The sequence below is a fragment of the Streptococcus sp. 2018110 genome (genome assembly GCF_019754115.1).
Classification (GTDB): Bacteria; Bacillota; Bacilli; order Lactobacillales; family Streptococcaceae; genus Streptococcus; species Streptococcus hashimotonensis.
Map to the genome: position 1 here is coordinate 1 of NZ_JAIJZO010000025.1, position 19,767 is coordinate 19,767.

Genomic DNA, 19,767 nt, shown 5'->3' on the forward strand with positions numbered 1-19,767 from the left:
TGGGAGAGAGGTTCAAATGAAAATCATAATCGATTAATTCGGAGATGGTTACCTAAAGGAACCAAGAAAACGACTCCGAAAGAAGTCGCTTTTATCGAAAATTGGATTAACAACTACCCTAAAAAATGCTTGGACTACAAGTCGCCAAGTGAATTTCTTTTGGGTGGCTAACTTCAACTTGAAATTTGGGACTAATCGGAGATTGTATATTTTCTTCGTATGCCTGCAGTATATCAATTTATTGCAACAGTATTTATGTTTTTTGTAAAAATCTATGGCTAACTACTCATATTTTAGTAGACTGTCACAGTGCCCCAGAGTCATCAATTAATGAAGTGTACAGTGGAGTTAAATATTTTTCTTCACTGTATCCTCTCAAAAGGAGGGCTTCATGTGCACAATCTAATAATCTCTTAGAAAAGTCTTTCACCATTCTTTGTTCTATATCAGACAGTTTTTTTCTCGAAAATTGTCTACGTAGCTTTGAATAATCTCTGCCAAATTCTATAAAAAACTCCGTACTTTCTAGAATTTCTTCCAATTTCACGAGATTGGCGAGCAGACCTAAATGAAAGGCTATGGGAGCAAATGTTGTTTCAAATGGTTGTGTACATGTACTTCGAAATTCAATAGTTCCTCGCTTGGTAAGCTCCTGATAGTGGTATGAGCGATGGTTTTTGAAATCATCTGCTTTCGGAACAAAGTAACATATCTCGCCAGTTTCTGAATACGCTGCAAATTTTTCTTGCTCAAAAAAAGATTTGACAGTAATTGGTTTAAAATAATAATAACAGTTATCCCTGATGATATAAAACATTGCGGACTCTTCTTGGTATTGACGATATTCTGCCTCAGTATGAAATTCCTCTGAGTAGATACCAACGTTATTCTTTAAGAGGCCATGCATTGAATATTCCCAAAAATAATCCCTAGTAAGGGCCATATCATCTATCTGGTCGAATGGTGAATTTGCAAACAAAAACGCCTTCGCTGCCTCAATTTTGTTAAACGCATTAATGACTCGTAAAAAGGATTTTCGATTCACATCAAACTGCACTTGATTTCCGCAAATAAAGCCAGCATATCTAGTATAGGGATGCATATTAGGTTTGCCTTCTCCTAGCTTGAGATAGTTCATCAACATCCTATATCGGCCCGTATCTACCGGTCTATTGTCATTATTTTCCCAATTGGGATTTATCCCTAACCCCTGCAATTCATGTCCATTTTGGCGCAAATAATATTGAATATTCGCTAGATATTCTTTATGACGCTCTTCTACACTACCAATATTTTTTGCTTTTGCGAATGCAAATTCTAGTGTATTATACGTGACTTCAAATAGTATGAGGTCTCCCGACTCGTGCTGGAGTTCTATCGGATTTCCTCTATCATCTCTTTTGATGATTGTAAATCCATTTTGATTAGAAATGTGTCGCATCATATCTGTAGCGACTTGAATAGAAGTTGCTTTCCCTGAGATATTAACTATCGGATATTCTAATTCTACACCTATAAACAATTCTGGCTTTTCTTTAATGTTAGCAAAATAGTATTCTTCAAAACAATTGCCTATGGATATTCTATCTTCTCTATTCATTTTATAAGTATATCAAAATTTTTGAGTAAAATAAAAACGCCTGCTTACGAAATTATTCTATCTTAGAGTAATTTCGTAAACAAGCGTCCAATCAACATGATGAGTGTTACCGCTGAGACAAGCTCAGCGGTAGACCAGAGCTAGACTAAGAATCAGAATAGGATTCCATCATCATAACACTCAACAAAATTGATGATCTTATACAAGTTCAATAATTGCCATTGGTGCAGCATCACCACGACGTGGTTCAGTTTTGAGGATACGAGTATATCCACCATTACGTTCTGCATAACGAGGTGCAATTTCAGAGAACAATTTTTGAAGTGCTGTAGTAGAAGTGTACTTATCAGTTGCTTCATCATAGTTTTCAGATGCAATTTCGTTACGAACAAATGCTGCTGCTTGACGACGTGCGTGCAAATCACCACGTTTACCAAGTGTGATCATTTTTTCAACTGTTTTACGGATTTCTTTAGCACGAGCTTCAGTTGTAACGATTGATTCGTTGATCAAAAGGTCAGTTGTCAAATCGCGCAACATTGCTTTACGTTGTGAGCTAGTGCGTCCTAGTTTACGGTATGCCATGATTCCCTCCTATATTATTTATCTTTTTTCAATCCTAGACCAAGATCAGCCAATTTAACTTTAACTTCTTCAAGACTCTTGCGACCAAGATTGCGCACTTTCATCATTTCTGGCTCAGTTTTCTCTGTCAAGTCGAATACAGTGTTAATGCCTGCACGTTTCAGACAGTTATATGAGCGAACAGATAGATCCAATTCTTCAATCGTACGATCAAGCATACGATCATCTGAAGCCACTTCAGCTTCTTTCATTACTTCTGCAGATTTTGCAACTTCAGTCAAGTCAGTGAAGAGACCTAAGTGCTCCATCAAAATGCGTGCAGAAAGACCTAAAGCATCTTCTGGAATAATGGTGCCATTTGTGTTGATTTCAAGTGTTAATTTGTCAAAACCATCGTTGCTACCAACACGAGCTGGTTCAACTTGATAATTGACTTTCTTCACTGGCGTATAGATAGAATCTACAGCAAGTGTTCCCACTGGTGCATCATCTTTCTTATTACCCTCAGCTGGTACATAACCACGACCTGAATTGACAGTCAAAACAGCTTTAAAAGTGGCACCATCAGCAATGGTAAAGAGATAATGGTCAGGGTTTACAATTTCAATGTCACTATCTGTAAGAATGTCTCCTGCTGTTACTTCAGCTGGACCTACTACATCAAGTTCAATTTTCTTTTCGTCTTCGACATAAGATTTTACAGCAATGCCTTTGATGTTAAGAATAATTTGCATAACATCTTCACGAACACCTGGAACTGTGTCGAATTCGTGGAGTACACCATCAATTTTAATTGATGTTACTGCAGCACCTGGAAGTGAGGCAAGAAGTACACGACGAAGAGAGTTACCAAGAGTTGTACCGTAACCACGTTCTAATGGTTCGATCACAAATCTGCCGTAATCTTTATTTTCATCAATTTTTGTTATTGTTGGTTTTTCAAACTCAATCATTTCTTACTCCCTCTTAAACGAAAAGCTGTGTATGGAATGTATGATTATACACGGCGACGTTTTGGAGGACGAGCACCATTGTGTGGTACAGGAGTCACATCACGAATTGCTGTTACTTCAAGACCAGCGGCAGCAAGAGCGCGGATAGCAGACTCACGACCTGAACCTGGGCCTTTAACGGTAACTTCAACTGTTTTAAGACCGTGTTCTTGTGCAGATTTAGCAGCTGCTTCTGAAGCCATTTGAGCTGCGAATGGTGTAGATTTACGAGAACCTTTGAAACCAAGAGCACCAGCTGATGACCAAGCAATAGCGTTACCATGCACATCAGTAATCATAACAATAGTGTTATTAAATGTAGCGTGAATATGAGCAATACCAGATTCGATATTCTTTTTCACACGACGTTTACGTGTTGGTTTAGCCAATTTTTCTACCTCCTATATTATTTTTTCTTACCTGCAATCGCAACAGCTTTACCTTTACGAGTGCGGGCATTGTTTTTAGTGTTTTGTCCACGGACAGGAAGTCCACGACGGTGACGGATACCACGGTATGAACCGATTTCCATCAAACGTTTGATGTTCAAGTTAACTTCACGACGGAGGTCACCTTCAACTTTGATTGCATCAACTTCACGACGAATAGCATCTTCTTGATCTGATGTCAAATCTTTCACGCGTACATCTTCTGAAATACCTGCAGCTGCAAGAATTTTTTTAGATGTTGCAAGACCGATACCATAAACATAAGTTAATGAAATAACTACACGTTTGTCATTTGGAATGTCAACTCCAGCAATACGAGCCATGTTTTCTCCTTTCTATTTCTTAACCTTGACGTTGCTTGTGTTTAGGGTTTGCTGGGCAAATCACCATAACACGACCATTACGACGAATAACTTTGCAGTATTCGCAAATTGGTTTGACCGATGGTCTTACTTTCATGTTTAATCCCTCCAAGTATTTCGACTATTTAAAGCGGTATGTGATACGTCCACGTGTCAAGTCGTATGGACTAAGCTCAACAGTTACGCGGTCACCGACCAAAATACGAATGTAGTTTTTACGGATTTTACCTGAAACAGTTGCAAGGACTTGGTGTCCGTTCTCCAACTCAACAGTAAACATAGCATTTGGCATTGTATCGACTACTTTGCCTTCAATTTCAATCACATCTTCTTTTGCCATGCAAAAGTAACCCCTCTCTAAATATCGATTTGATGTCCTCTGAACACAGAGGTAACAATTATAAGTCAGACTAGGCTATTTTATCATCTTTATATAAAAAATGCAAGCCAAATCTATTAGTTTATTGCAATTTTGATAGTACTGTATCAATTGCTTGGAAAACAAGGTCAATGTCTTGGTCACCTTCAATATCATGGACCAGCCCTTTTGCACGATAATGATCAATGATTGGCTGTCCTTGTGCGATATTGACTTCTAAACGACGTTTGACAGATTCTGGCTTGTCATCTTCACGTTGATAGAAGTCTTCCTCTTTGTAGTCTCCAACAGGTGGATTGAATACTTTGTGGAAAGTCTCTCCGGTTTCTTTATGAATAATACGACCGCTGAGACGCTCTACCAATTTTGAAGGATCGATCTCAATATTGATAACACCTTGCAACTCAATTCCTAAGTCAGCCAAATTTTCATCCAGGGCATGGGCTTGTTCAATCGTACGAGGATAGCCATCTAGCAAAAAGCCTTTTTCCTTGATGTCATCCTGAACCAAACGTTCTTTGACAATGCCATTAGTAACTTCATCGGGAACGAGGTCCCCCTTATCGATGTACGACTTGGCAAGAATACCCATTTCAGTCTGATTGGCCATTGCTGCACGGAACATATCTCCTGTTGAAATATGAGCAACATTGAATTTCTCAACAATCTTGGCCGCTTGTGTCCCTTTACCAGCACCTGGTAAACCCATAATTAAAAGATTCATGACAAACTCCTTATTTTGTTTTCACATAAATTTGCCATTATTGACAAACTTATCTAAAAACAAAATAGAAGGTTGACTAGGTCAACCTATATTCTATTCTGTAATTTCTAAGAAACCTACATATTTTCTCTTAAGAAGGTAGCCTTCTAATTGCTTGATGCCTTCGATACTTGTAGAGATTACGATAATCAAACTTGTACCAAGGAACGCAATGCTTGAAGAAAGCCCAAAGAGATTTTGCGCAAGGATAGGCAACAAAGCTACAAAACTCAAGAAGAGTGCACCGATTACTGCCAATCTTGTCAATAATTTTGACAAAAACTGTTCAGTGCCATTACCAGGACGAACTCCATGGATATAGGCTGCACTTTTCTGAAGGCTTTCTGCAGTCTTCTCAGGATTTACTTGAACAAAGGTGTAGAAGAATGTAAAGGCAATAATTAAACCTGCATATACAATCATACCTTTAGCAGTTGAATAATCAAAGTATTCCTGAACCGTCAATAACCACCCGGCACTCTTATTTTGACTTGCGAAATATTGAATCAAAGAAGTTGGAACTGCAGTGATTGAGCCTGCAAAGATTACGGGAATAACTCCTGCTGGATTCAATTTCAGCGGTAAATATGAGCTAGAAGGTGCTCCTTGTGCACGTTTTGTATATTGAATTGGTAATTTATATTCTGCTTGTTGTACAAAAGTTGTAAAATACACAACAAAGAATATTAATACAACGAGTGCAGCAACAAAGATTGCTGACTCCCCCAAACGACTTGATTCAATATTAACAAAGCGATCAATGTAAATCTCGTGAAAAGTTCCTGGTAGTGATGAAATGATACCCGCGAAGATAATCATTGATGTACCATTACCATAGCCCTTTTCAGAAATTTGTTCCCCCAACCAGGTTACAATAATCGAACCTGTTGTCAAAATTGATCCAATCAACAAATATGTTTGCCAATTTAATGGCATATTGGTCAATTTTGCACCAGACAAGGCATTAAAGCCCGCTGTAATACCAATAGATTGAACAAATGCCAGTACCAAAGAAATGTAGCGTGTTGCCTGATTCAGTTTACGACGACCAACTTCACCTTGCTTACCCCATTCAACAAATTTAGGTAAAATATCCATTTGCAAAAGTTGAACAATGATGGAAGCTGTAATATAAGGACTAACCCCTAGTGCGAAAACTGAGAAATTACGCATAGCATTTCCCGAAACCAAGCTCAACATGTTCAAAAATGGAACATTTGACAAGGCTTCAAGACTCTTTGCGTTTACTCCTGGTACTGTAATGTGGGTTCCTACGCGGAAGACAAAAAGGATAAAGATAGTAAATAGAATTTTACTACGTACCAATTTTACCTTTAAGGCATCTTTTAAAAGTTTAAAAAACATAGGCTGTCACCTCTTAGATGACTTCTACTGAGCCACCTTTAGAAGTGATTGCTTCTTCAGCTGATTTAGAGAATTTAGCAGCTTTAACTGTCAATTTCTTCGTCAATTCACCGTTACCAAGAATTTTAATTCCTGATTTTTCAGCTTTAACGATTCCAGCTTCGATAAGCACAACTGGTGTTACTTCTGCACCATCTTCAAAAGCGTTCAATTGATCAAGGTTAACGATTGCGTACTCTTTAGCGTTGATATTTGTAAATCCACGTTTTGGAAGACGACGGAACAATGGAGTTTGTCCACCTTCAAAACCTGGGCGAACACCGCCACCGCTACGAGCTTTTTGACCTTTTTGACCACGGCCAGATGTTTTACCGTTACCTGATGATGTACCACGACCTACACGGTTGCGGACTTTACGAGAACCTGTAGCAGGTTGTAATTCATGAAGTTTCATTATTATTTCTCCTCTTTTATATGCTAGCGCCTGTGAAGTACAAGAGTCTTCCTCCACAAACTCGCTGTATGTAAATATGTAAAATGGACTAGAAGTCGCAAAGATTTCTCTATGCGACTTAGTCTATTTGTTAGATTATTTAACTTCTTCTACAGTTACCAAATGAGAGATAGCGTTAACCATTCCAAGAATAGCTGGGTTATCTTCTTTAACAACTGAAGAGTTCAATTTACCAAGTCCAAGTGCAACAACTGTTTTACGTTGTTCTGGTTTGCGACCGATTGGAGACTTAGTCAAAGTGATTTTAATTTGAGCCATGAGTATCTCCTTTCTTATGCTAAATCAGAAACTGAGATGCCACGAAGTGCAGCCACTTCTTCAGCACGTTTCAATTGTTTCAAACCTTCAACTGTTGCGCGAACGATGTTGATTGGTGTGTTTGAACCAAGTGACTTAGAAGTCACATCTGCGATACCTGCCAATTCGATTACGGCACGAGTTGCACCACCGGCAGCAACCCCAGAACCTTCTGAAGCAGGTTTCAACAATACACGAGCGCCACCAAATTCTGAGCGAACTTCGTGAGGGATTGTTGTACCAACCATTGGTACTTCAATCATGTTTTTCTTAGCAGATTCAACTGCTTTACGGATAGCTTCTGGTACTTCTTGAGCTTTACCAGTACCGAAACCTACGCGACCGTTACGGTCACCAACAACCACAAGAGCTGCAAAACGAAGACGACGTCCACCTTTAACAACTTTTGTAACACGGTTGATGGCTACTACGCGTTCTTCAATTTCAACTGCGTTATCTTTGAATGCCATTTCTTAGTGTCCTCCCTATTAGAATTTCAATCCGTTTTCACGAGCTGATTCAGCCAAAGCTTTCACACGTCCGTGATAGAGATATCCACCGCGGTCAAAGACCACTTCAGAAATACCTTTAGCTACCGCGCGTTCAGCAACGAGTTTACCTACAACAACAGCTTGTTCTGTCTTAGTACCTTTTGAAACTTCTTTATCAAGAGTAGAAGCGCTTGCGAGCGTTACACCCGCTACGTCATCAATCACTTGAGCGTAGATGCCTGTATTAGAACGGAAAATGTTCAAACGTGGGCGAGCAGCAGTTCCAGAGATTTTACCGCGAACGCGACGGTGGCGTTTTTGGCGGATTTTGTTTTTATCTGGTTTTGAAATCACAATATTCACCTCTTAATGTATGATTCTGTTTCTTACGAAACAATTTGAGAAATAGTCAGCCAGGTGGCTAAGCCACCTCAGCAAGCTATTATTTACCTGTTTTACCTTCTTTACGGCGAACGAATTCACCAACGTAGCGGATACCTTTACCTTTGTATGGCTCAGGAGCGCGAAGGCTACGGATGTAAGCTGCTGTTTGACCAACAACTTCTTTGTTGATACCAGACACGACGATTTGTGTTGGTGTTGGAACTTCAAATGTGATACCTTCTGGTGCAACCACTTCATCTGGATGTGATTTACCAACAGCAAGTGTCAATTTGTTACCAGCCAATTGAGCACGGTAACCGACACCACGCATTTCAAGTTCTTTTTTGAAGCCTTCAGAAACACCAACAACCATGTTGTTGAGGTTAGCACGGCTAGTACCGTGAATAGTCTTCATTTCTTTTGAATCGTTTGGACGGTGAAGAGTTACTTCTGCACCTTCCACACGGATTTCAATAGCAGTTGGGAATTCACGAGTCAATTCCCCTTTAGGTCCTTTTACAGTTACCACGCCGTTGTTTTGAGCAAGCTCAACACCAGCAGGCAATGTAATTACTTTATTACCAATACGTGACATATTTTTTAATTCTCCTGTTAAATTATCAAGCCGTCTAGCGACTAGTTTTCACGGGGGCTCATGATACAGAGGGCGTTAAGAAGTCAAAGTAAAAATAGGAATCTTGACGCAGAAGCCTAAGCTTCGAGGAAGGATTGTCTTTTTTACACAGACTTTAGCCCGTGTTCGAATGAGCAGGTTTCATGATCGCATTTGAGAAGCAATCATGCTTTTAGGTTTCAATTTCTAAATGTGGCAAGGTAGAGCGACGCAGGCTATACTCGAGTATGCCAAGACGCTCTAACACAGGCACATGACGAAATTGGAAGCTAAAAGATTACCAAACGTATGCGATAACCTCACCACCAACGTTCTTTTGACGAGCTTGTTTGTCAGTCAAAAGACCTTCTGATGTTGAGATGATTGCGATACCAAGTCCGTTAAGAACTTTTGGAATATCTTCACGTTTTGAGTAAACACGAAGACCTGGTTTTGAAACGCGTTTCAAGTTAGTGATAACTTTTTCACCGTTTGGTCCGTATTTCAAGAATACACGGATGATGCCTTGTTTGTCATCTTCGATGAATTCAACGTTTTTCACAAAACCTTCGTTTTTAAGGATTGTAGCAATACCTTTTTTGATGTTTGATGCAGGAACTTCAAGTACTTCGTGTTTTGCTTGGTTAGCGTTACGAATACGTGTCAAAAAATCTGCAATTGGGTCAGTCATAACCATTTGTTGTTTCTCCTCTTACTAGCAGTTTGATTGGATCACTTGCTAGTTAATGATGTCCTTTCGGACAAGTAGTAAGTGTATATATAGAATAAGTTGCTAGTCCTAAGCAAGTCTAGGAAGCACTTCGCAGGCAATACTGAGGTATGGCCAGAAGTGCTGACGACGAATTGCAACGGAATAGCAAGTTATTCTTACCAAGAAGCTTTTGTTACGCCAGGAATTTGTCCAAGGTAAGCCAAGTCGCGGAAGCATACACGGCACAATTTGAATTTGCGGTAAACTGAGTGTGGACGTCCACATTTTTCACAGCGTGTGTAAGCTTGTGTAGAGAACTTAGCTGGGCGTTTGTTCTTAGCGATCATTGATTTTTTAGCCATTTATTCTCTCCCTCTTATTTTGCAAACGGCATACCAAGGCCAGTAAGCAATGCACGTGATTCTTCGTCAGTGTTAGCAGTTGTAACGATAACGATATCCATACCGCGAGTCTTATCAACATCGTCGAAGTTGATTTCTGGGAAGATCAATTGCTCTTTCACACCGAGTGTGTAGTTACCACGTCCATCAAATGACTTAGTTGGTACACCGTGGAAGTCACGTACACGTGGAAGTGAAACTGTAACCAATTTGTCCAAGAACTCATACATACGTTCGCCACGAAGAGTTACTTTCGCACCGATCGCAACACCCTCACGAAGACGGAAGCCGGCGATTGATTTCTTAGCTTTAGTGATAAGTGGTTTTTGACCTGAGATCAAAGCCAATTCTTGAGCAGCTTTCTCAAGGTTTTTAGCGTTAGAAACAGCGTCACCAACACCCATGTTCAAAACGATCTTATCAACTTTTGGCACAGCCATAACTGAAGAATAGTTAAATTGTTCAGTCAAAGCAGGAACTACTTCATTAAGATATTTTTCTTTTAAACGATTTGCCATTATACTTCTCCTTTCCTTCGTGATTAATCAAGCACTTCGCCTGATTTTTTGTTGTAGCGAACTTTTTTGCCGTCTACAAACTTGTAACCAACGCGTCCTGCAACACCATTTTTGTCAAGAACTTGAACGTTTGACACATGGATTGGAGCTTCTTTTTCAACGATAGCGCCTTGAGGGTTTTCGCTGTTTGGTTTTTGGTGTTTCTTAACGATGTTAACACCTTCAACAATAACTTTGTTTACTTTTGGAAGTGCTGTTACGACAACTGCTTCAACGCCTTTGTCTTTACCAGCGATTACGCGAACTTTATCGCCTTTTTTTACAAACATTTGATTTCTCCTATGATTTCTTACGCCCTAATGGGCACCCTGGTTAGTGATTTAACCAGGGGACTTAGTTTGTTTTCTAGTTTACTAAATCCATCACAGACTTCGTTAGTTTGTTTTGATGTCCCCAAGTACTATCTACAACAAACTGCCTAGTCTGTAACAAATTTACTAAAACTATTTGATTAAAGTACTTCTGGTGCCAATGAAACGATTTTCATGAAACCGCCATCACGCAATTCGCGTGCCACTGGACCAAAGATACGAGTTCCGCGAGGGTTTTTGTCTTCACGGATGATAACTGCAGCATTCTCATCGAATTTGATGTATGAACCATCAGCACGACGAGCACCTGTCTTAGTACGAACGATAACGGCTTTAACAACGTCACCTTTTTTAACCGCACCACCAGGAGTAGCTTGTTTTACTGAAGCAACGATGATGTCGCCGATGTTCGCGAATTTACGTCCTGAACCACCAAGAACTTTGATTGTCAAGATTTCACGTGCGCCACTGTTGTCAGCAACTTTCAAACGAGTTTCTGTTTGAATCATGTCAATTTTCTCCTTTCAGGTTGATTAAATGATAACTGCCTCTTCCACAACTTCTACAAGACGGAAACGTTTTGTAGCTGAAAGTGGGCGAGTTTCCATGATACGAACGATATCGCCTTCTTTAGCAACATTGTTTTCATCATGAGCTTTGTACTTTTTAGAGTAGTTAATACGTTTACCATAGACTGGGTGGTTACGTTTAGTTTCAACTACAACTGTGATTGTTTTGTCCATTTTGTCAGATACTACGCGTCCAACAAGAACTTTACGATTATTGCGTTCCATTGAAATTCTCCTTTCCCAATCTATTATTTAGTTTCAGATTGCACAGTTTTGATACGTGCAATTTGTTTCTTCACTTCGTTCAAACGAGCAGTTTGCTCAAGTTGACCAGCAGCAGCTTGGAAACGAAGTTCGAAGAGTTCTTTCTTCAATTCGTTTTCTTTCTTAGCAAGTTCTTCTTGAGAAAGGCCACGAAGTTCTTTTACAAAATCTTTAATTTCTTGAAGTTTCATGTCTTCTCCTTATTCTGCTTCACGTTTTACGAATTTAACTTTAACTGGCAATTTGTGACCAGCAAGGCGGAATGCTTCGCGAGCGATTTCTTCAGAAACGCCAGCTACTTCAAACATAACCTTACCGCGTTTAACTGGAGCTACCCAACCTTCAGGAGCACCTTTACCAGAACCCATACGTACACCGATAGCTTTAGCAGTGTATGATTTGTGTGGGAAGATCTTGATCCAAACTTTACCACCACGTTTCATGTAACGCGTCATAGCGATACGGGCAGCTTCGATTTGGCGGTTTGTAATCCATGAGCTAGTAGTTGCTTGAAGACCGTATTGACCAAAGTCTACTTGTTTTCCACCTTTAGCTTCACCGCGCATTTTTCCACGGAATTCACGACGGTGTTTTACACGTTTAGGTACTAACATTTGTTATTTACCTCCTTTAGTGTTTTTACGAGCTGGAAGAACTTCACCACGGTAGATCCATACTTTAACACCAAGTTTACCGTAAGTTGTTAAAGCTTCTTCCCAAGCGTAGTCGATATCCGCACGAAGTGTATGAAGAGGAACAGTTCCTTCTGAGTAGCCTTCTGCACGGGCAATATCAGCACCGTTCAAACGACCAGAAACTTGTGTTTTGATACCTTTTGCACCAGCGCGCATTGCACGTTGGATAGCTTGTTTTTGAGCACGGCGGAATGCCACACGTTGCTCCAATTGACGAGCGATTGACTCACCAACAAGGTGTGCATCCAAATCAGGTTGTTTGATTTCGATGATGTTGATGTGTACTTGCTTACCAGTCAATTTGTTCAATTGAGCACGAAGTGCATCAACGTTGCTACCAGCTTTACCGATAACCATACCTGGCTTAGCAGTGTGGATAGAAACGATTACTTTATTTACAGCACGTTCGATTTCGATTGTTGATGTTGACGCATCAGCCAATTCTTTTTTGATAAAGTTGCGGATTGCAAGATCTTCATGAAGGTAATCCGCGTATTCTTTTTCAGCATACCATTTAGCATCCCAATCACGGATGATGCCAACACGCATACCAATTGGATGTACTTTTTGACCCACGTTTTTACCTCCTTATTTCTCTGCCACAACTACAGTGATGTGAGCTGTGCGTTTGTTGATTGGCGAAGCAGAACCTTTCGCACGTGGACGGAAACGTTTCAACGTTGGTCCTTCGTTTGCGAATGCTTCGCTGACTACCAAGTTAGCTTTTTCCAAACCAAAGTTGTTTTCAGCGTTAGCGATTGCTGAGTTCAAAACTCCCTCGATAATGCCTGCAGCTTTGTTTGGTGTGAATTTCAAGATTGCGATTGCGTCTGCTACGCTTTTGCCACGGATGTTATCCAAGACAAGACGTGATTTACGAGGTGAAACACGTACTGTGCGAGCAGTTGCTTTAGCTGAAGTAATTTCTGCCATTGTGTTTTCCTCCTAAATTATTTACGACGAGTTTTCTTGTCGTCAGCAGCATGACCTTTGTAAGTACGAGTTGGTGCAAATTCACCAAGTTTGTGACCTACCATGTCTTCTTGAATGTATACAGGTACGTGTTTACGTCCATCGTAAACTGCGATTGTATAACCGATGAAACTTGGGAAGATCGTTGAACGACGTGACCAAGTTTTAATTACTTTTTTCTTTTCGTCGTTTGCTTGAGCTTCAACTTTTTTCATCAAATGCTCATCGACGAAAGGTCCTTTTTTAAGACTACGTCCCATTTTAGTGTTTTCTCCTTTAAAATATGTACCACAGCGGCTTGTCCGCAAAATAGCGGACTACCGAGTTGGCGGATGATATAGAATGCTAAGCAACTAAAAATAGATTATTTTTGGTTGCGACGACGAACGATAAGTTTGTCAGATTTAGCTTTCTTGTTACGGGTTTTCAAACCAAGAGCTGGTTTACCCCATGGTGTAGATGGTGCTTTACGACCAACTGGTGCTTTACCTTCACCACCACCGTGTGGGTGATCGTTAGGGTTCATTACAGAACCGCGAACTGTTGGGCGGATACCTTTCCAACGGCTACGACCTGCTTTACCAAGGTTAACAAGGCCATGTTGTTCGTTACCTACAGTACCAACAGTAGCACGGCAAGTACCAAGGATCATACGAACTTCACCTGATTGAAGGCGAACAAGAACGTATTTACCTTCTTGACCAAGAACTTGTGCAGATGCACCAGCAGCACGAACCAACTCACCACCGCGACCTGGTTTCAACTCGATGTTGTGAACAACAGTACCGACTGGGATGTTTGCAAGTGGAAGTGCGTTACCAACTTTGATATCTGCTTCTGGACCTGAAACGATGCGTTGACCAACTTCAAGACCTTTAGGAGCAATGATGTAAGCTTTAACACCGTCTGTGTAGTGTACAAGAGCGATGTTTGCTGAACGGTTTGGATCGTACTCGATAGTTTTAACGATTGCTTCAACGCCATCTTTGTTACGTTTGAAGTCTACCAAACGGTAGAAACGTTTGTGACCGCCACCTTGGTGACGAACAGTGATGCGACCGTTGTTGTTACGACCAGCTTTGCTCTTCAAAGCAACAAGCAAGCTTTTTTCTGGAGTGCTTGTTGTGATTTCAGCGAAGTCCAAAGAAGTCATGTTACGACGGCCATTTGTCGTTGGTTTATAAACTTTAATACCCACGTTAATTCCTCCTTTGATTATTCAGCGTCAGCTGTAGCGAACAATTCGATCGCTTTTGAATCCGCAGCCAATGTGATGATTGCTTTTTTCACTTTGTTTGTGCGACCTACATAACGACCTACGCGTTTTGTTTTAGGTTTCACGTTGATTGTGTTAACATTTGCAACTTTAACACCCTCGAATGCAGCTTCAACAGCTTGCTTGATCAAGAGTTTGTGTGCACGAGTGTCAACTTCAAATACATACTTGCCTGCTTCGAGTTGGCCCATTGAGCTTTCTGTGATGACAGGTTTTTTGATAACATCATACAAATTCATTATGCAAGAACCTCCTCAATTTTAGAGATAGCTGCTTGAGTTACAAGAAGTTTGTCTGCATTTGCGATGTCAAGTACGCTTGCAGTTGTTGCAGTTGCAACTTTAACTCCTGGGATGTTACGAGCAGAAAGAGCTGCAAATTCGTTGCCTTCTTCAAGAATAACAAGGACTTTAGAATCAATGCTCAATGCTGCAAGCACTTTTGCAAATTCAGCAGTTTTTGGAGCTGTGAATTCAAGTGAGTTAACAGCTACAAATTTGTTTTCAGCAACTTTTTCTGAGTAAACAGATTTAAGTGCCAAGCGACGAACTTTTTGTGGAAGTTTGTACGCGTATGAACGTGGAGTTGGTCCGAAGACTACGCCACCGCCACGCCATTGTGGTGAACGGATAGAACCTTGACGAGCACGTCCAGTTCCTTTTTGACGCCATGGTTTGCGTCCGCCACCTGAGACTGCTGAGCGGTTTTTAACTGCGTGAGTACCTTGACGAAGGCTAGCACGTTGGCTGATGATTACATCAAACACAACTGCTTGGTTTGGCTCGATACCAAAGATCGCATCGTTAAGAACTACTTCACCAGCTTGTTTACCAGTTTGGTCAAATAATGTTACGTTTGCCATTTCGACTGATTTCCCCTTTCCTTATTATTTACCAGCTTTAACTGCTGACTTGATAGTGATAAGAGATTTCTTAGCACCTGGTACGTTACCTTTGATAAGGATAACGTTCTTTTCTGGAACAACTTGTACAACTTCAAGGTTTTGAATTGTTACACGGTTGCCGCCCATGCGACCTGCAAGGTTTTTACCTTTGAATACACGGTTAGGTGCAACAGGACCCATAGAACCTGGACGACGGTGGTAACGAGAACCGTGAGCCATAGGACCACGTGATTGACCATGGCGTTTGATAACACCTTGGAAACCTTTACCTTTAGATGTACCAGTTACATCAACAACATCACCAGCTGCGAAAGTTTCAACTGTAATTTCTTGTCCAACTTCCAAGCCTTCAATGTTTTTGAATTCACGAATGAAGCGCTTAGGAGCTGTGTTAGCTTTAGCTACATGGCCTTTGGCAGGTTTGTTGCTCAATACTTCACGTTTGTCATCAAAACCAACTTGAACTGCTGCATAACCATCAGTTTCAACTGTTTTCACTTGAAGAACAACGTTTGGAGTTGCTTCGATGACAGTAACAGGGATAAATTCACCAGATTCAGTGAAGATTTGAGTCATTCCCACTTTTTTCCCTAAGATTCCTTTTGTCATGAGAAAAATATTCCTTTTCTTATTTTATAGTTAAAAAGTTTTTAACGAGCGTTTTTTATGCTCAAACCAAGATACACCGAGTTTAACCCGTGTTCAATTACTATAAATGAACACTTGCTTTTCTACCTTGCTACTTGATTACAATTTGATTTCTACGTTTACACCACTTGGAAGATCCAATTTCATCAAAGCGTCAACTGTTTTTTGAGTTGGGTTGATGATGTCGATCAAACGTTTGTGTGTACGCATTTCGAACTGCTCACGAGAGTCTTTATACTTGTGAGTCGCACGGATGATTGTGTAGAGGCTACGTTCTGTTGGAAGTGGAACTGGACCTGCCACTTGAGCACCTGTACGTGTTGCAGTTTCAACGATTTTTGCAGCTGCTGTATCAAGTGTACGGTGTTCGTACGCTTTCAAGCGGATGCGGATTTTTTTGTTTGCCATCTTTTTCTCCTTTTCGTCTATTTAACATAATAGGCTAGCTCCACAAGAAAACCAACACGTGTTGCGTGGCAATGCAACCGAGCGTGTCGCAACCTCTTGCATCAAAGCTACAGCCGTAATTTTTACGGCACTAGAACATTCTATCAGATTATATTTCTCATTGCAAGAGTTTTTACTCAAAAATTCAAAAAATCCCAAAACTTTTATTTCAGGATTCGTCATTACTTATTTTTTATTTGAGTTAGCCATCAACGATTTTTTTCAAACATCCTTGTAACTCTCGAATTATTTTTTTGACAGTCAGCAAAACTCTGTCCGCTTATCAATTTCCCATATTTTCAAATCGGTCATTGATTAAATTTTTTCGATAATCTCTCAGGAGCCCCCTTAACATCAGCAACTCATCATTACCCAAGCTCGGTGATTGAATTAGATCATGAATCTCTTCATGGAGGAAACAATCAAATTTACGTTTTTGACTTTCCTATTTACGAATCATAGCCTCGATGTGGTTTCTAAATTTAACCTTGAAGTAGCAATATAGCCTACCTAAGTTTCAAACTTCAAACAAACCGTTTCAAATTCCATAACATAGTCTCCCTTAGTTAACTGTTTTAGTTTATAAAAAAATACTGTTTTTTGCCTACTTACTTGATGGGAGTTAGGTATCTTTTACTGTTAGCGATGGCCATTTCTTTTTCCACTGTTTTTTAAGAATTCTTTGTCGATACAATTCCATACGATTAGGATCCGCTAAGAAATGTGGTGTTGGTCGTACTTGGTAGGCATAAATGTCATCCAATCCAAAAGGAGCAAATATTTCTAATTTATTTCTTTCTGTTCGACAAATACCTATCGCTGTGCATCTTTCTGGAAATTTTTCAATCGCATCCCTTGATGATTGATACGGTTTAGTATTCGGACTATGGATATGCATATACACTTGATTTTTTAATTCCCATCGATAGGCTGGATAATTTTGATATAAATCGCTTTCTATTCCCATTGTCTCTTCATAAGAAATATTTTCATCAAAAAACACGAGATCGACATCTGTTTCTTCATCAAAACTGTATTGATTCCAAATGAAATTACGGATAGTTCCCGCACAGAGCCAGCAATCTGATAAATTCAGTCTATCCATTATGTCTAATATGACCAAAATATTTTTATCAGCCAGTAGATGCCTCTCTAATTCCTCACTCAGCCTCTTATTTCTTTCTGTAAAACTATCTCTCATCTGGCCTCCCTTTTGATTTTCTGGCTCATGATTCATTTCTCCCCCAGACTGTTTCACTCCACCGAACCTCAATTCGCTCTTTGATTTTCAACTCATGATAAAAAGGTCCACTGGACCTTAATTCGCTTTCTTGTTTTCAGGCTCATGATAAAAAGGTCCACTGGACCTTTTTATTCCTCTTCCATAAAGCTGTTAAAGACTTCTTCAATCATATCCCATTCTGCTGTTGCGTCTTCTGGGATAGGTTGCAAATCGCCTTCTGTGCCATTCTCATTCTCAATGTATGAGTAGGCTTGGATTTCAACTTCTCCGTTCTCATCTTCTTCTGCACTTGCAGGAATCAAGAGAACATAGTTCTTACCAAACTCTTCTTGACCGTCAATCGTCAATAAGATTTCAAAAAGTGTTTCATTACCTTGGTCGTCTACCAAAGTAATCAACTCACGTTCGTCGTGATTGTGGTCGTGTTCATGGTCATGATGATGTGCCATTAGAATCTCCTTTAAAATGTTCTATCTAAATAATTTTGTAAAATCAGCTGAGCTGCTAATTTATCAATAACTTTCTTGCGTTTTCCTCGGCTGATATCCGCTTGCTCAATCAGCATCCGTTCTGCTGCAACAGTTGTTAAACGTTCATCCTGATAATCAACTGGAAGTTTATAACGCTCAGTCAATAAATCACCGTAAGCTTGACTAGCTTCCACACGTGGACCACTAGTATTATTCATATTCTTGGGCAAGCCTACAACAAATTTATCAACCTTGTACTGTTCTACAAGTTCGGTCAAACGCTCCAGACCGAATTCGCCCTTTTCTTCATCGATTGGGATGATTTCCAACCCTTGGGCCGTGAAACCTAACGGATCTGAAATGGCTACACCAACTGTCTTGGAACCGACGTCTAATCCCATTATTCTCATTAGAGGTCAATCCCATTCCCTTTCAAATAGTAGCGCACCAATTCTTCAATGATTTCATCTCGTTCATGCTTACGAATCTGATTGCGGGCATCATTATAGCGAGGAATATAAGCAGGGTCCCCACTTAATACATAGCCAATGATTTGGTTAATCGGATTATAGCCCTTTTCCTCCAGCGAACGATAAACACTAGTCAATGTTTTGCTGATTTCTTGTTTATCTGTATCATCTAGGCGAAAACGAACGGTTTCTTCGGTAAATCCCATACTTACACCTTCTTTCCCTATTTTTTACATTATATCACAAATTTTAATTATTCTCAAAAAATGCGCAAAAAGAACCCCAAAAGAGTCCTTTTGTACATCTTATAGAGCTGCTCTCATACGAGCTTGAGCATTTTCAACATTGCGCACTGCACGTGGCAAGAAAGCGCGTATATCATCTTCTTTATAGCCCACTTGAAGTCGTTTCTCGTCAATCAAGATTGGACTCTTCAAAATACGTGGGTTAGAGGTAATTAAATCAATGACCTCATTCACACTCAACTCTTCAATATCAAAGTCCAGACTCTTTGCATAACGGTTTTTTGACGATACGATACTTGCAATACCATTCTCTGTTTTTGTTAAGATGTTTAGGATTTCTTCCTTAGTAATGGCTTCCTTCGCAAGATTATGCTCATTATAAGATAATTGGTGAGCATTTAACCAATTTTTCGCTTTCTTACAAGAAGTACAACTAGATACAGTATAAATTTTAATCATGTAGTCACTCCTTTGCTACATTTTATTAAGCACATTATAGACTATTATATCATAAATTCCCTCGGTCTGCAGACCTATTTTTTGAAAAACATTAAATTTTAGGGTAAAAATTCGGTTTTCCCAAATTTCAAGTTGAAGTTAGCCACCCAAAAGAAATTCACTTGGCGACTTGTAGTCCAAGCATTTTTTAGGGTAGTTGTTAATCCAATTTTCGATAAAAGCGACTTCTTTCGGAGTCGTTTTCTTGGTTCCTTTAGGTAACCATCTCCGAATTAATCGATTATGATTTTCATTTGAACCTCTCTCCCA

Annotated in this window: 37 protein-coding genes; 1 reads left to right on the forward strand and 36 read right to left on the reverse strand. The window is 39.9% G+C overall.

The window, feature by feature from the left end; all coding sequences use genetic code 11:
- The coding region (locus K5Q34_RS10690; protein WP_367303171.1) for a transposase at positions 1-171 on the forward strand (171 nt) is incomplete at its 5' end.
- Between the two features lie 133 nt (positions 172-304).
- Here K5Q34_RS10690 and K5Q34_RS10695 read toward each other — a convergent pair.
- The 36 genes from K5Q34_RS10695 to K5Q34_RS10870 all read right to left on the reverse strand — a co-directional run.
- Positions 305-1,600 (reverse strand): glutamate-cysteine ligase family protein, encoded by a 1,296-nt coding sequence (locus K5Q34_RS10695; protein WP_221864993.1) that lies wholly within the window; start codon positions 1,598-1,600, stop codon positions 305-307.
- 198 nt (positions 1,601-1,798) lie between these two features.
- Positions 1,799-2,185, reverse strand: coding sequence for a 50S ribosomal protein L17 (gene rplQ / locus K5Q34_RS10700; protein ID WP_000331493.1), 387 nt, complete (start codon positions 2,183-2,185; stop codon positions 1,799-1,801).
- 14 nt (positions 2,186-2,199) lie between these two features.
- Positions 2,200-3,138, reverse strand: coding sequence for a DNA-directed RNA polymerase subunit alpha (locus tag K5Q34_RS10705; RefSeq protein ID WP_004195512.1), 939 nt, complete (start codon positions 3,136-3,138; stop codon positions 2,200-2,202).
- A 44-nt stretch (positions 3,139-3,182) separates the two neighbouring features.
- Complete coding sequence (rpsK, locus tag K5Q34_RS10710; protein ID WP_004195509.1) at positions 3,183-3,566, reverse strand: 30S ribosomal protein S11; 384 nt, start codon at positions 3,564-3,566, stop codon at positions 3,183-3,185.
- Positions 3,567-3,583: 17 nt separating this feature from the next.
- On the reverse strand, positions 3,584-3,949 hold the full coding sequence (rpsM, locus tag K5Q34_RS10715; protein ID WP_002936622.1) for a 30S ribosomal protein S13: 366 nt from the start codon (positions 3,947-3,949) through the stop codon (positions 3,584-3,586).
- A gap of 19 nt (positions 3,950-3,968) precedes the next feature.
- Complete coding sequence (rpmJ, locus tag K5Q34_RS10720) at positions 3,969-4,085, reverse strand: 50S ribosomal protein L36 (RefSeq protein WP_001808836.1); 117 nt, start codon at positions 4,083-4,085, stop codon at positions 3,969-3,971.
- Between the two features lie 24 nt (positions 4,086-4,109).
- Positions 4,110-4,328, reverse strand: coding sequence for a translation initiation factor IF-1 (gene infA / locus K5Q34_RS10725; RefSeq protein WP_002936627.1), 219 nt, complete (start codon positions 4,326-4,328; stop codon positions 4,110-4,112).
- Between the two features lie 121 nt (positions 4,329-4,449).
- The gene (locus tag K5Q34_RS10730; RefSeq protein WP_002936630.1) at positions 4,450-5,091 is read right to left on the reverse strand and encodes an adenylate kinase; all 642 of its coding nucleotides are present in this window, start codon (positions 5,089-5,091) and stop codon (positions 4,450-4,452) included.
- A gap of 93 nt (positions 5,092-5,184) precedes the next feature.
- Positions 5,185-6,495, reverse strand: a complete 1,311-nt coding sequence (gene secY / locus K5Q34_RS10735) for a preprotein translocase subunit SecY (protein ID WP_014637293.1) — start codon at positions 6,493-6,495, stop codon at positions 5,185-5,187.
- Between the two features lie 13 nt (positions 6,496-6,508).
- Positions 6,509-6,949 carry a 50S ribosomal protein L15 gene (rplO, locus tag K5Q34_RS10740; protein ID WP_002936637.1) on the reverse strand — a complete coding sequence of 147 codons (441 nt, stop codon included), beginning with the start codon at positions 6,947-6,949 and terminating at the stop codon, positions 6,509-6,511.
- Positions 6,950-7,084: 135 nt separating this feature from the next.
- Entirely contained in the window at positions 7,085-7,267 is a 183-nt protein-coding gene (rpmD, locus tag K5Q34_RS10745) for a 50S ribosomal protein L30 (protein WP_002936638.1), read from the reverse strand.
- Between the two features lie 14 nt (positions 7,268-7,281).
- The gene (rpsE, locus tag K5Q34_RS10750) at positions 7,282-7,776 is read right to left on the reverse strand and encodes a 30S ribosomal protein S5 (protein ID WP_002936639.1); all 495 of its coding nucleotides are present in this window, start codon (positions 7,774-7,776) and stop codon (positions 7,282-7,284) included.
- A gap of 18 nt (positions 7,777-7,794) precedes the next feature.
- Entirely contained in the window at positions 7,795-8,151 is a 357-nt protein-coding gene (gene rplR / locus K5Q34_RS10755) for a 50S ribosomal protein L18 (RefSeq protein ID WP_002936641.1), read from the reverse strand.
- Positions 8,152-8,239: 88 nt separating this feature from the next.
- Positions 8,240-8,776, reverse strand: coding sequence for a 50S ribosomal protein L6 (gene rplF / locus K5Q34_RS10760; RefSeq protein WP_004195502.1), 537 nt, complete (start codon positions 8,774-8,776; stop codon positions 8,240-8,242).
- A 316-nt stretch (positions 8,777-9,092) separates the two neighbouring features.
- Positions 9,093-9,491 carry a 30S ribosomal protein S8 gene (gene rpsH, locus K5Q34_RS10765; protein ID WP_002936647.1) on the reverse strand — a complete coding sequence of 133 codons (399 nt, stop codon included), beginning with the start codon at positions 9,489-9,491 and terminating at the stop codon, positions 9,093-9,095.
- Positions 9,492-9,682: 191 nt separating this feature from the next.
- Positions 9,683-9,868 carry a type Z 30S ribosomal protein S14 gene (locus K5Q34_RS10770; protein ID WP_002936651.1) on the reverse strand — a complete coding sequence of 62 codons (186 nt, stop codon included), beginning with the start codon at positions 9,866-9,868 and terminating at the stop codon, positions 9,683-9,685.
- Between the two features lie 14 nt (positions 9,869-9,882).
- Positions 9,883-10,425, reverse strand: coding sequence for a 50S ribosomal protein L5 (gene rplE / locus K5Q34_RS10775; RefSeq protein ID WP_002936653.1), 543 nt, complete (start codon positions 10,423-10,425; stop codon positions 9,883-9,885).
- Positions 10,426-10,448: 23 nt separating this feature from the next.
- Positions 10,449-10,754: a 50S ribosomal protein L24 gene (rplX, locus tag K5Q34_RS10780; RefSeq protein WP_002936656.1), complete on the reverse strand. Its 306-nt coding sequence runs from the start codon at positions 10,752-10,754 to the stop codon at positions 10,449-10,451.
- Between the two features lie 182 nt (positions 10,755-10,936).
- Complete coding sequence (gene rplN / locus K5Q34_RS10785; protein ID WP_002936658.1) at positions 10,937-11,305, reverse strand: 50S ribosomal protein L14; 369 nt, start codon at positions 11,303-11,305, stop codon at positions 10,937-10,939.
- Between the two features lie 24 nt (positions 11,306-11,329).
- A complete protein-coding gene (gene rpsQ, locus K5Q34_RS10790; RefSeq protein WP_000440801.1) occupies positions 11,330-11,590 on the reverse strand; it encodes a 30S ribosomal protein S17 in 261 nt (86 codons plus the stop codon).
- A 23-nt stretch (positions 11,591-11,613) separates the two neighbouring features.
- Positions 11,614-11,820, reverse strand: a complete 207-nt coding sequence (gene rpmC / locus K5Q34_RS10795; protein WP_002936659.1) for a 50S ribosomal protein L29 — start codon at positions 11,818-11,820, stop codon at positions 11,614-11,616.
- Positions 11,821-11,829: 9 nt separating this feature from the next.
- Positions 11,830-12,243 (reverse strand): 50S ribosomal protein L16, encoded by a 414-nt coding sequence (gene rplP / locus K5Q34_RS10800; protein WP_002936660.1) that lies wholly within the window; start codon positions 12,241-12,243, stop codon positions 11,830-11,832.
- A 3-nt stretch (positions 12,244-12,246) separates the two neighbouring features.
- Positions 12,247-12,900, reverse strand: a complete 654-nt coding sequence (gene rpsC / locus K5Q34_RS10805) for a 30S ribosomal protein S3 (protein WP_002936661.1) — start codon at positions 12,898-12,900, stop codon at positions 12,247-12,249.
- 12 nt (positions 12,901-12,912) lie between these two features.
- Positions 12,913-13,257: a 50S ribosomal protein L22 gene (gene rplV, locus K5Q34_RS10810; protein WP_002936662.1), complete on the reverse strand. Its 345-nt coding sequence runs from the start codon at positions 13,255-13,257 to the stop codon at positions 12,913-12,915.
- Positions 13,258-13,274: 17 nt separating this feature from the next.
- Positions 13,275-13,556 carry a 30S ribosomal protein S19 gene (rpsS, locus tag K5Q34_RS10815; RefSeq protein ID WP_000533766.1) on the reverse strand — a complete coding sequence of 94 codons (282 nt, stop codon included), beginning with the start codon at positions 13,554-13,556 and terminating at the stop codon, positions 13,275-13,277.
- Between the two features lie 104 nt (positions 13,557-13,660).
- Positions 13,661-14,494 carry a 50S ribosomal protein L2 gene (rplB, locus tag K5Q34_RS10820; RefSeq protein WP_002936663.1) on the reverse strand — a complete coding sequence of 278 codons (834 nt, stop codon included), beginning with the start codon at positions 14,492-14,494 and terminating at the stop codon, positions 13,661-13,663.
- Positions 14,495-14,511: 17 nt separating this feature from the next.
- The gene (locus K5Q34_RS10825) at positions 14,512-14,811 is read right to left on the reverse strand and encodes a 50S ribosomal protein L23 (protein ID WP_004195491.1); all 300 of its coding nucleotides are present in this window, start codon (positions 14,809-14,811) and stop codon (positions 14,512-14,514) included.
- On the reverse strand, positions 14,811-15,434 hold the full coding sequence (gene rplD, locus K5Q34_RS10830; RefSeq protein ID WP_004195490.1) for a 50S ribosomal protein L4: 624 nt from the start codon (positions 15,432-15,434) through the stop codon (positions 14,811-14,813). Before rplD ends, K5Q34_RS10825 begins: the two co-directional genes overlap by 1 nt.
- Positions 15,435-15,458: 24 nt before the next feature.
- The gene (gene rplC / locus K5Q34_RS10835; RefSeq protein WP_011921686.1) at positions 15,459-16,085 is read right to left on the reverse strand and encodes a 50S ribosomal protein L3; all 627 of its coding nucleotides are present in this window, start codon (positions 16,083-16,085) and stop codon (positions 15,459-15,461) included.
- Between the two features lie 138 nt (positions 16,086-16,223).
- Complete coding sequence (gene rpsJ, locus K5Q34_RS10840) at positions 16,224-16,532, reverse strand: 30S ribosomal protein S10 (RefSeq protein ID WP_002939332.1); 309 nt, start codon at positions 16,530-16,532, stop codon at positions 16,224-16,226.
- A gap of 661 nt (positions 16,533-17,193) precedes the next feature.
- Positions 17,194-17,772 (reverse strand): nucleotidyltransferase family protein, encoded by a 579-nt coding sequence (locus tag K5Q34_RS10845; RefSeq protein ID WP_105179976.1) that lies wholly within the window; start codon positions 17,770-17,772, stop codon positions 17,194-17,196.
- A 170-nt stretch (positions 17,773-17,942) separates the two neighbouring features.
- The gene (locus tag K5Q34_RS10850; protein WP_002939343.1) at positions 17,943-18,263 is read right to left on the reverse strand and encodes a DUF1292 domain-containing protein; all 321 of its coding nucleotides are present in this window, start codon (positions 18,261-18,263) and stop codon (positions 17,943-17,945) included.
- Positions 18,264-18,274: 11 nt separating this feature from the next.
- Positions 18,275-18,694, reverse strand: coding sequence for a Holliday junction resolvase RuvX (ruvX, locus tag K5Q34_RS10855; RefSeq protein ID WP_002939356.1), 420 nt, complete (start codon positions 18,692-18,694; stop codon positions 18,275-18,277).
- Positions 18,694-18,960 carry an IreB family regulatory phosphoprotein gene (locus tag K5Q34_RS10860; RefSeq protein WP_002939360.1) on the reverse strand — a complete coding sequence of 89 codons (267 nt, stop codon included), beginning with the start codon at positions 18,958-18,960 and terminating at the stop codon, positions 18,694-18,696. Before K5Q34_RS10860 ends, ruvX begins: the two co-directional genes overlap by 1 nt.
- Positions 18,961-19,059: 99 nt before the next feature.
- The gene (gene spx / locus K5Q34_RS10865; protein WP_002939362.1) at positions 19,060-19,458 is read right to left on the reverse strand and encodes a transcriptional regulator Spx; all 399 of its coding nucleotides are present in this window, start codon (positions 19,456-19,458) and stop codon (positions 19,060-19,062) included.
- Positions 19,459-19,596: 138 nt separating this feature from the next.
- Positions 19,597-19,767, reverse strand: a 171-nt coding sequence (locus K5Q34_RS10870; RefSeq protein ID WP_367303171.1) for a transposase, incomplete at its 5' end; no start/stop codon positions are given.

Bases quoted from the DNA above. Each gene is read 5' to 3' on its own strand.
- rplN (WP_002936658.1), bottom strand. From the start codon at position 11,305: ATGATTCAAACAGAAACTCGTTTGAAAGTTGCTGACAACAGTGGCGCA.
- K5Q34_RS10850 (WP_002939343.1), bottom strand. From the start codon at position 18,263: ATGGCACATCATCATGACCATGAACACGACCACAATCACGACGAACGT.
- K5Q34_RS10770 (WP_002936651.1), bottom strand. From the start codon at position 9,868: ATGGCTAAAAAATCAATGATCGCTAAGAACAAACGCCCAGCTAAGTTC.
- rpsH (WP_002936647.1), bottom strand. From the start codon at position 9,491: ATGGTTATGACTGACCCAATTGCAGATTTTTTGACACGTATTCGTAAC.
- rpmC (WP_002936659.1), bottom strand. From the start codon at position 11,820: ATGAAACTTCAAGAAATTAAAGATTTTGTAAAAGAACTTCGTGGCCTT.
- rpsS (WP_000533766.1), bottom strand. From the start codon at position 13,556: ATGGGACGTAGTCTTAAAAAAGGACCTTTCGTCGATGAGCATTTGATG.
- K5Q34_RS10695 (WP_221864993.1), bottom strand. From the start codon at position 1,600: ATGAATAGAGAAGATAGAATATCCATAGGCAATTGTTTTGAAGAATAC.
- rpmD (WP_002936638.1), bottom strand. From the start codon at position 7,267: ATGGCTCAAATTAAAATCACTTTGACTAAGTCTCCAATCGGTCGCAAA.
- K5Q34_RS10730 (WP_002936630.1), bottom strand. From the start codon at position 5,091: ATGAATCTTTTAATTATGGGTTTACCAGGTGCTGGTAAAGGGACACAA.
- K5Q34_RS10845 (WP_105179976.1), bottom strand. From the start codon at position 17,772: ATGAGAGATAGTTTTACAGAAAGAAATAAGAGGCTGAGTGAGGAATTA.
- rplD (WP_004195490.1), bottom strand. From the start codon at position 15,434: ATGGCAAACGTAACATTATTTGACCAAACTGGTAAACAAGCTGGTGAA.
- rplF (WP_004195502.1), bottom strand. From the start codon at position 8,776: ATGTCACGTATTGGTAATAAAGTAATTACATTGCCTGCTGGTGTTGAG.
- rplQ (WP_000331493.1), bottom strand. From the start codon at position 2,185: ATGGCATACCGTAAACTAGGACGCACTAGCTCACAACGTAAAGCAATG.
- rplE (WP_002936653.1), bottom strand. From the start codon at position 10,425: ATGGCAAATCGTTTAAAAGAAAAATATCTTAATGAAGTAGTTCCTGCT.
- rpmJ (WP_001808836.1), bottom strand. From the start codon at position 4,085: ATGAAAGTAAGACCATCGGTCAAACCAATTTGCGAATACTGCAAAGTT.
- rpsJ (WP_002939332.1), bottom strand. From the start codon at position 16,532: ATGGCAAACAAAAAAATCCGCATCCGCTTGAAAGCGTACGAACACCGT.
- rplV (WP_002936662.1), bottom strand. From the start codon at position 13,257: ATGGCAGAAATTACTTCAGCTAAAGCAACTGCTCGCACAGTACGTGTT.
- infA (WP_002936627.1), bottom strand. From the start codon at position 4,328: ATGGCAAAAGAAGATGTGATTGAAATTGAAGGCAAAGTAGTCGATACA.
- rplO (WP_002936637.1), bottom strand. From the start codon at position 6,949: ATGAAACTTCATGAATTACAACCTGCTACAGGTTCTCGTAAAGTCCGC.
- rpsE (WP_002936639.1), bottom strand. From the start codon at position 7,776: ATGGCATTCAAAGATAACGCAGTTGAAATTGAAGAACGCGTAGTAGCC.
- rpsM (WP_002936622.1), bottom strand. From the start codon at position 3,949: ATGGCTCGTATTGCTGGAGTTGACATTCCAAATGACAAACGTGTAGTT.
- K5Q34_RS10705 (WP_004195512.1), bottom strand. From the start codon at position 3,138: ATGATTGAGTTTGAAAAACCAACAATAACAAAAATTGATGAAAATAAA.
- ruvX (WP_002939356.1), bottom strand. From the start codon at position 18,694: ATGAGAATAATGGGATTAGACGTCGGTTCCAAGACAGTTGGTGTAGCC.
- secY (WP_014637293.1), bottom strand. From the start codon at position 6,495: ATGTTTTTTAAACTTTTAAAAGATGCCTTAAAGGTAAAATTGGTACGT.
- rplC (WP_011921686.1), bottom strand. From the start codon at position 16,085: ATGACAAAAGGAATCTTAGGGAAAAAAGTGGGAATGACTCAAATCTTC.
- rplP (WP_002936660.1), bottom strand. From the start codon at position 12,243: ATGTTAGTACCTAAACGTGTAAAACACCGTCGTGAATTCCGTGGAAAA.
- rpsQ (WP_000440801.1), bottom strand. From the start codon at position 11,590: ATGGAACGCAATAATCGTAAAGTTCTTGTTGGACGCGTAGTATCTGAC.
- K5Q34_RS10825 (WP_004195491.1), bottom strand. From the start codon at position 14,811: ATGAATTTGTATGATGTTATCAAAAAACCTGTCATCACAGAAAGCTCA.
- rplX (WP_002936656.1), bottom strand. From the start codon at position 10,754: ATGTTTGTAAAAAAAGGCGATAAAGTTCGCGTAATCGCTGGTAAAGAC.
- K5Q34_RS10860 (WP_002939360.1), bottom strand. From the start codon at position 18,960: ATGGGATTTACCGAAGAAACCGTTCGTTTTCGCCTAGATGATACAGAT.
- spx (WP_002939362.1), bottom strand. From the start codon at position 19,458: ATGATTAAAATTTATACTGTATCTAGTTGTACTTCTTGTAAGAAAGCG.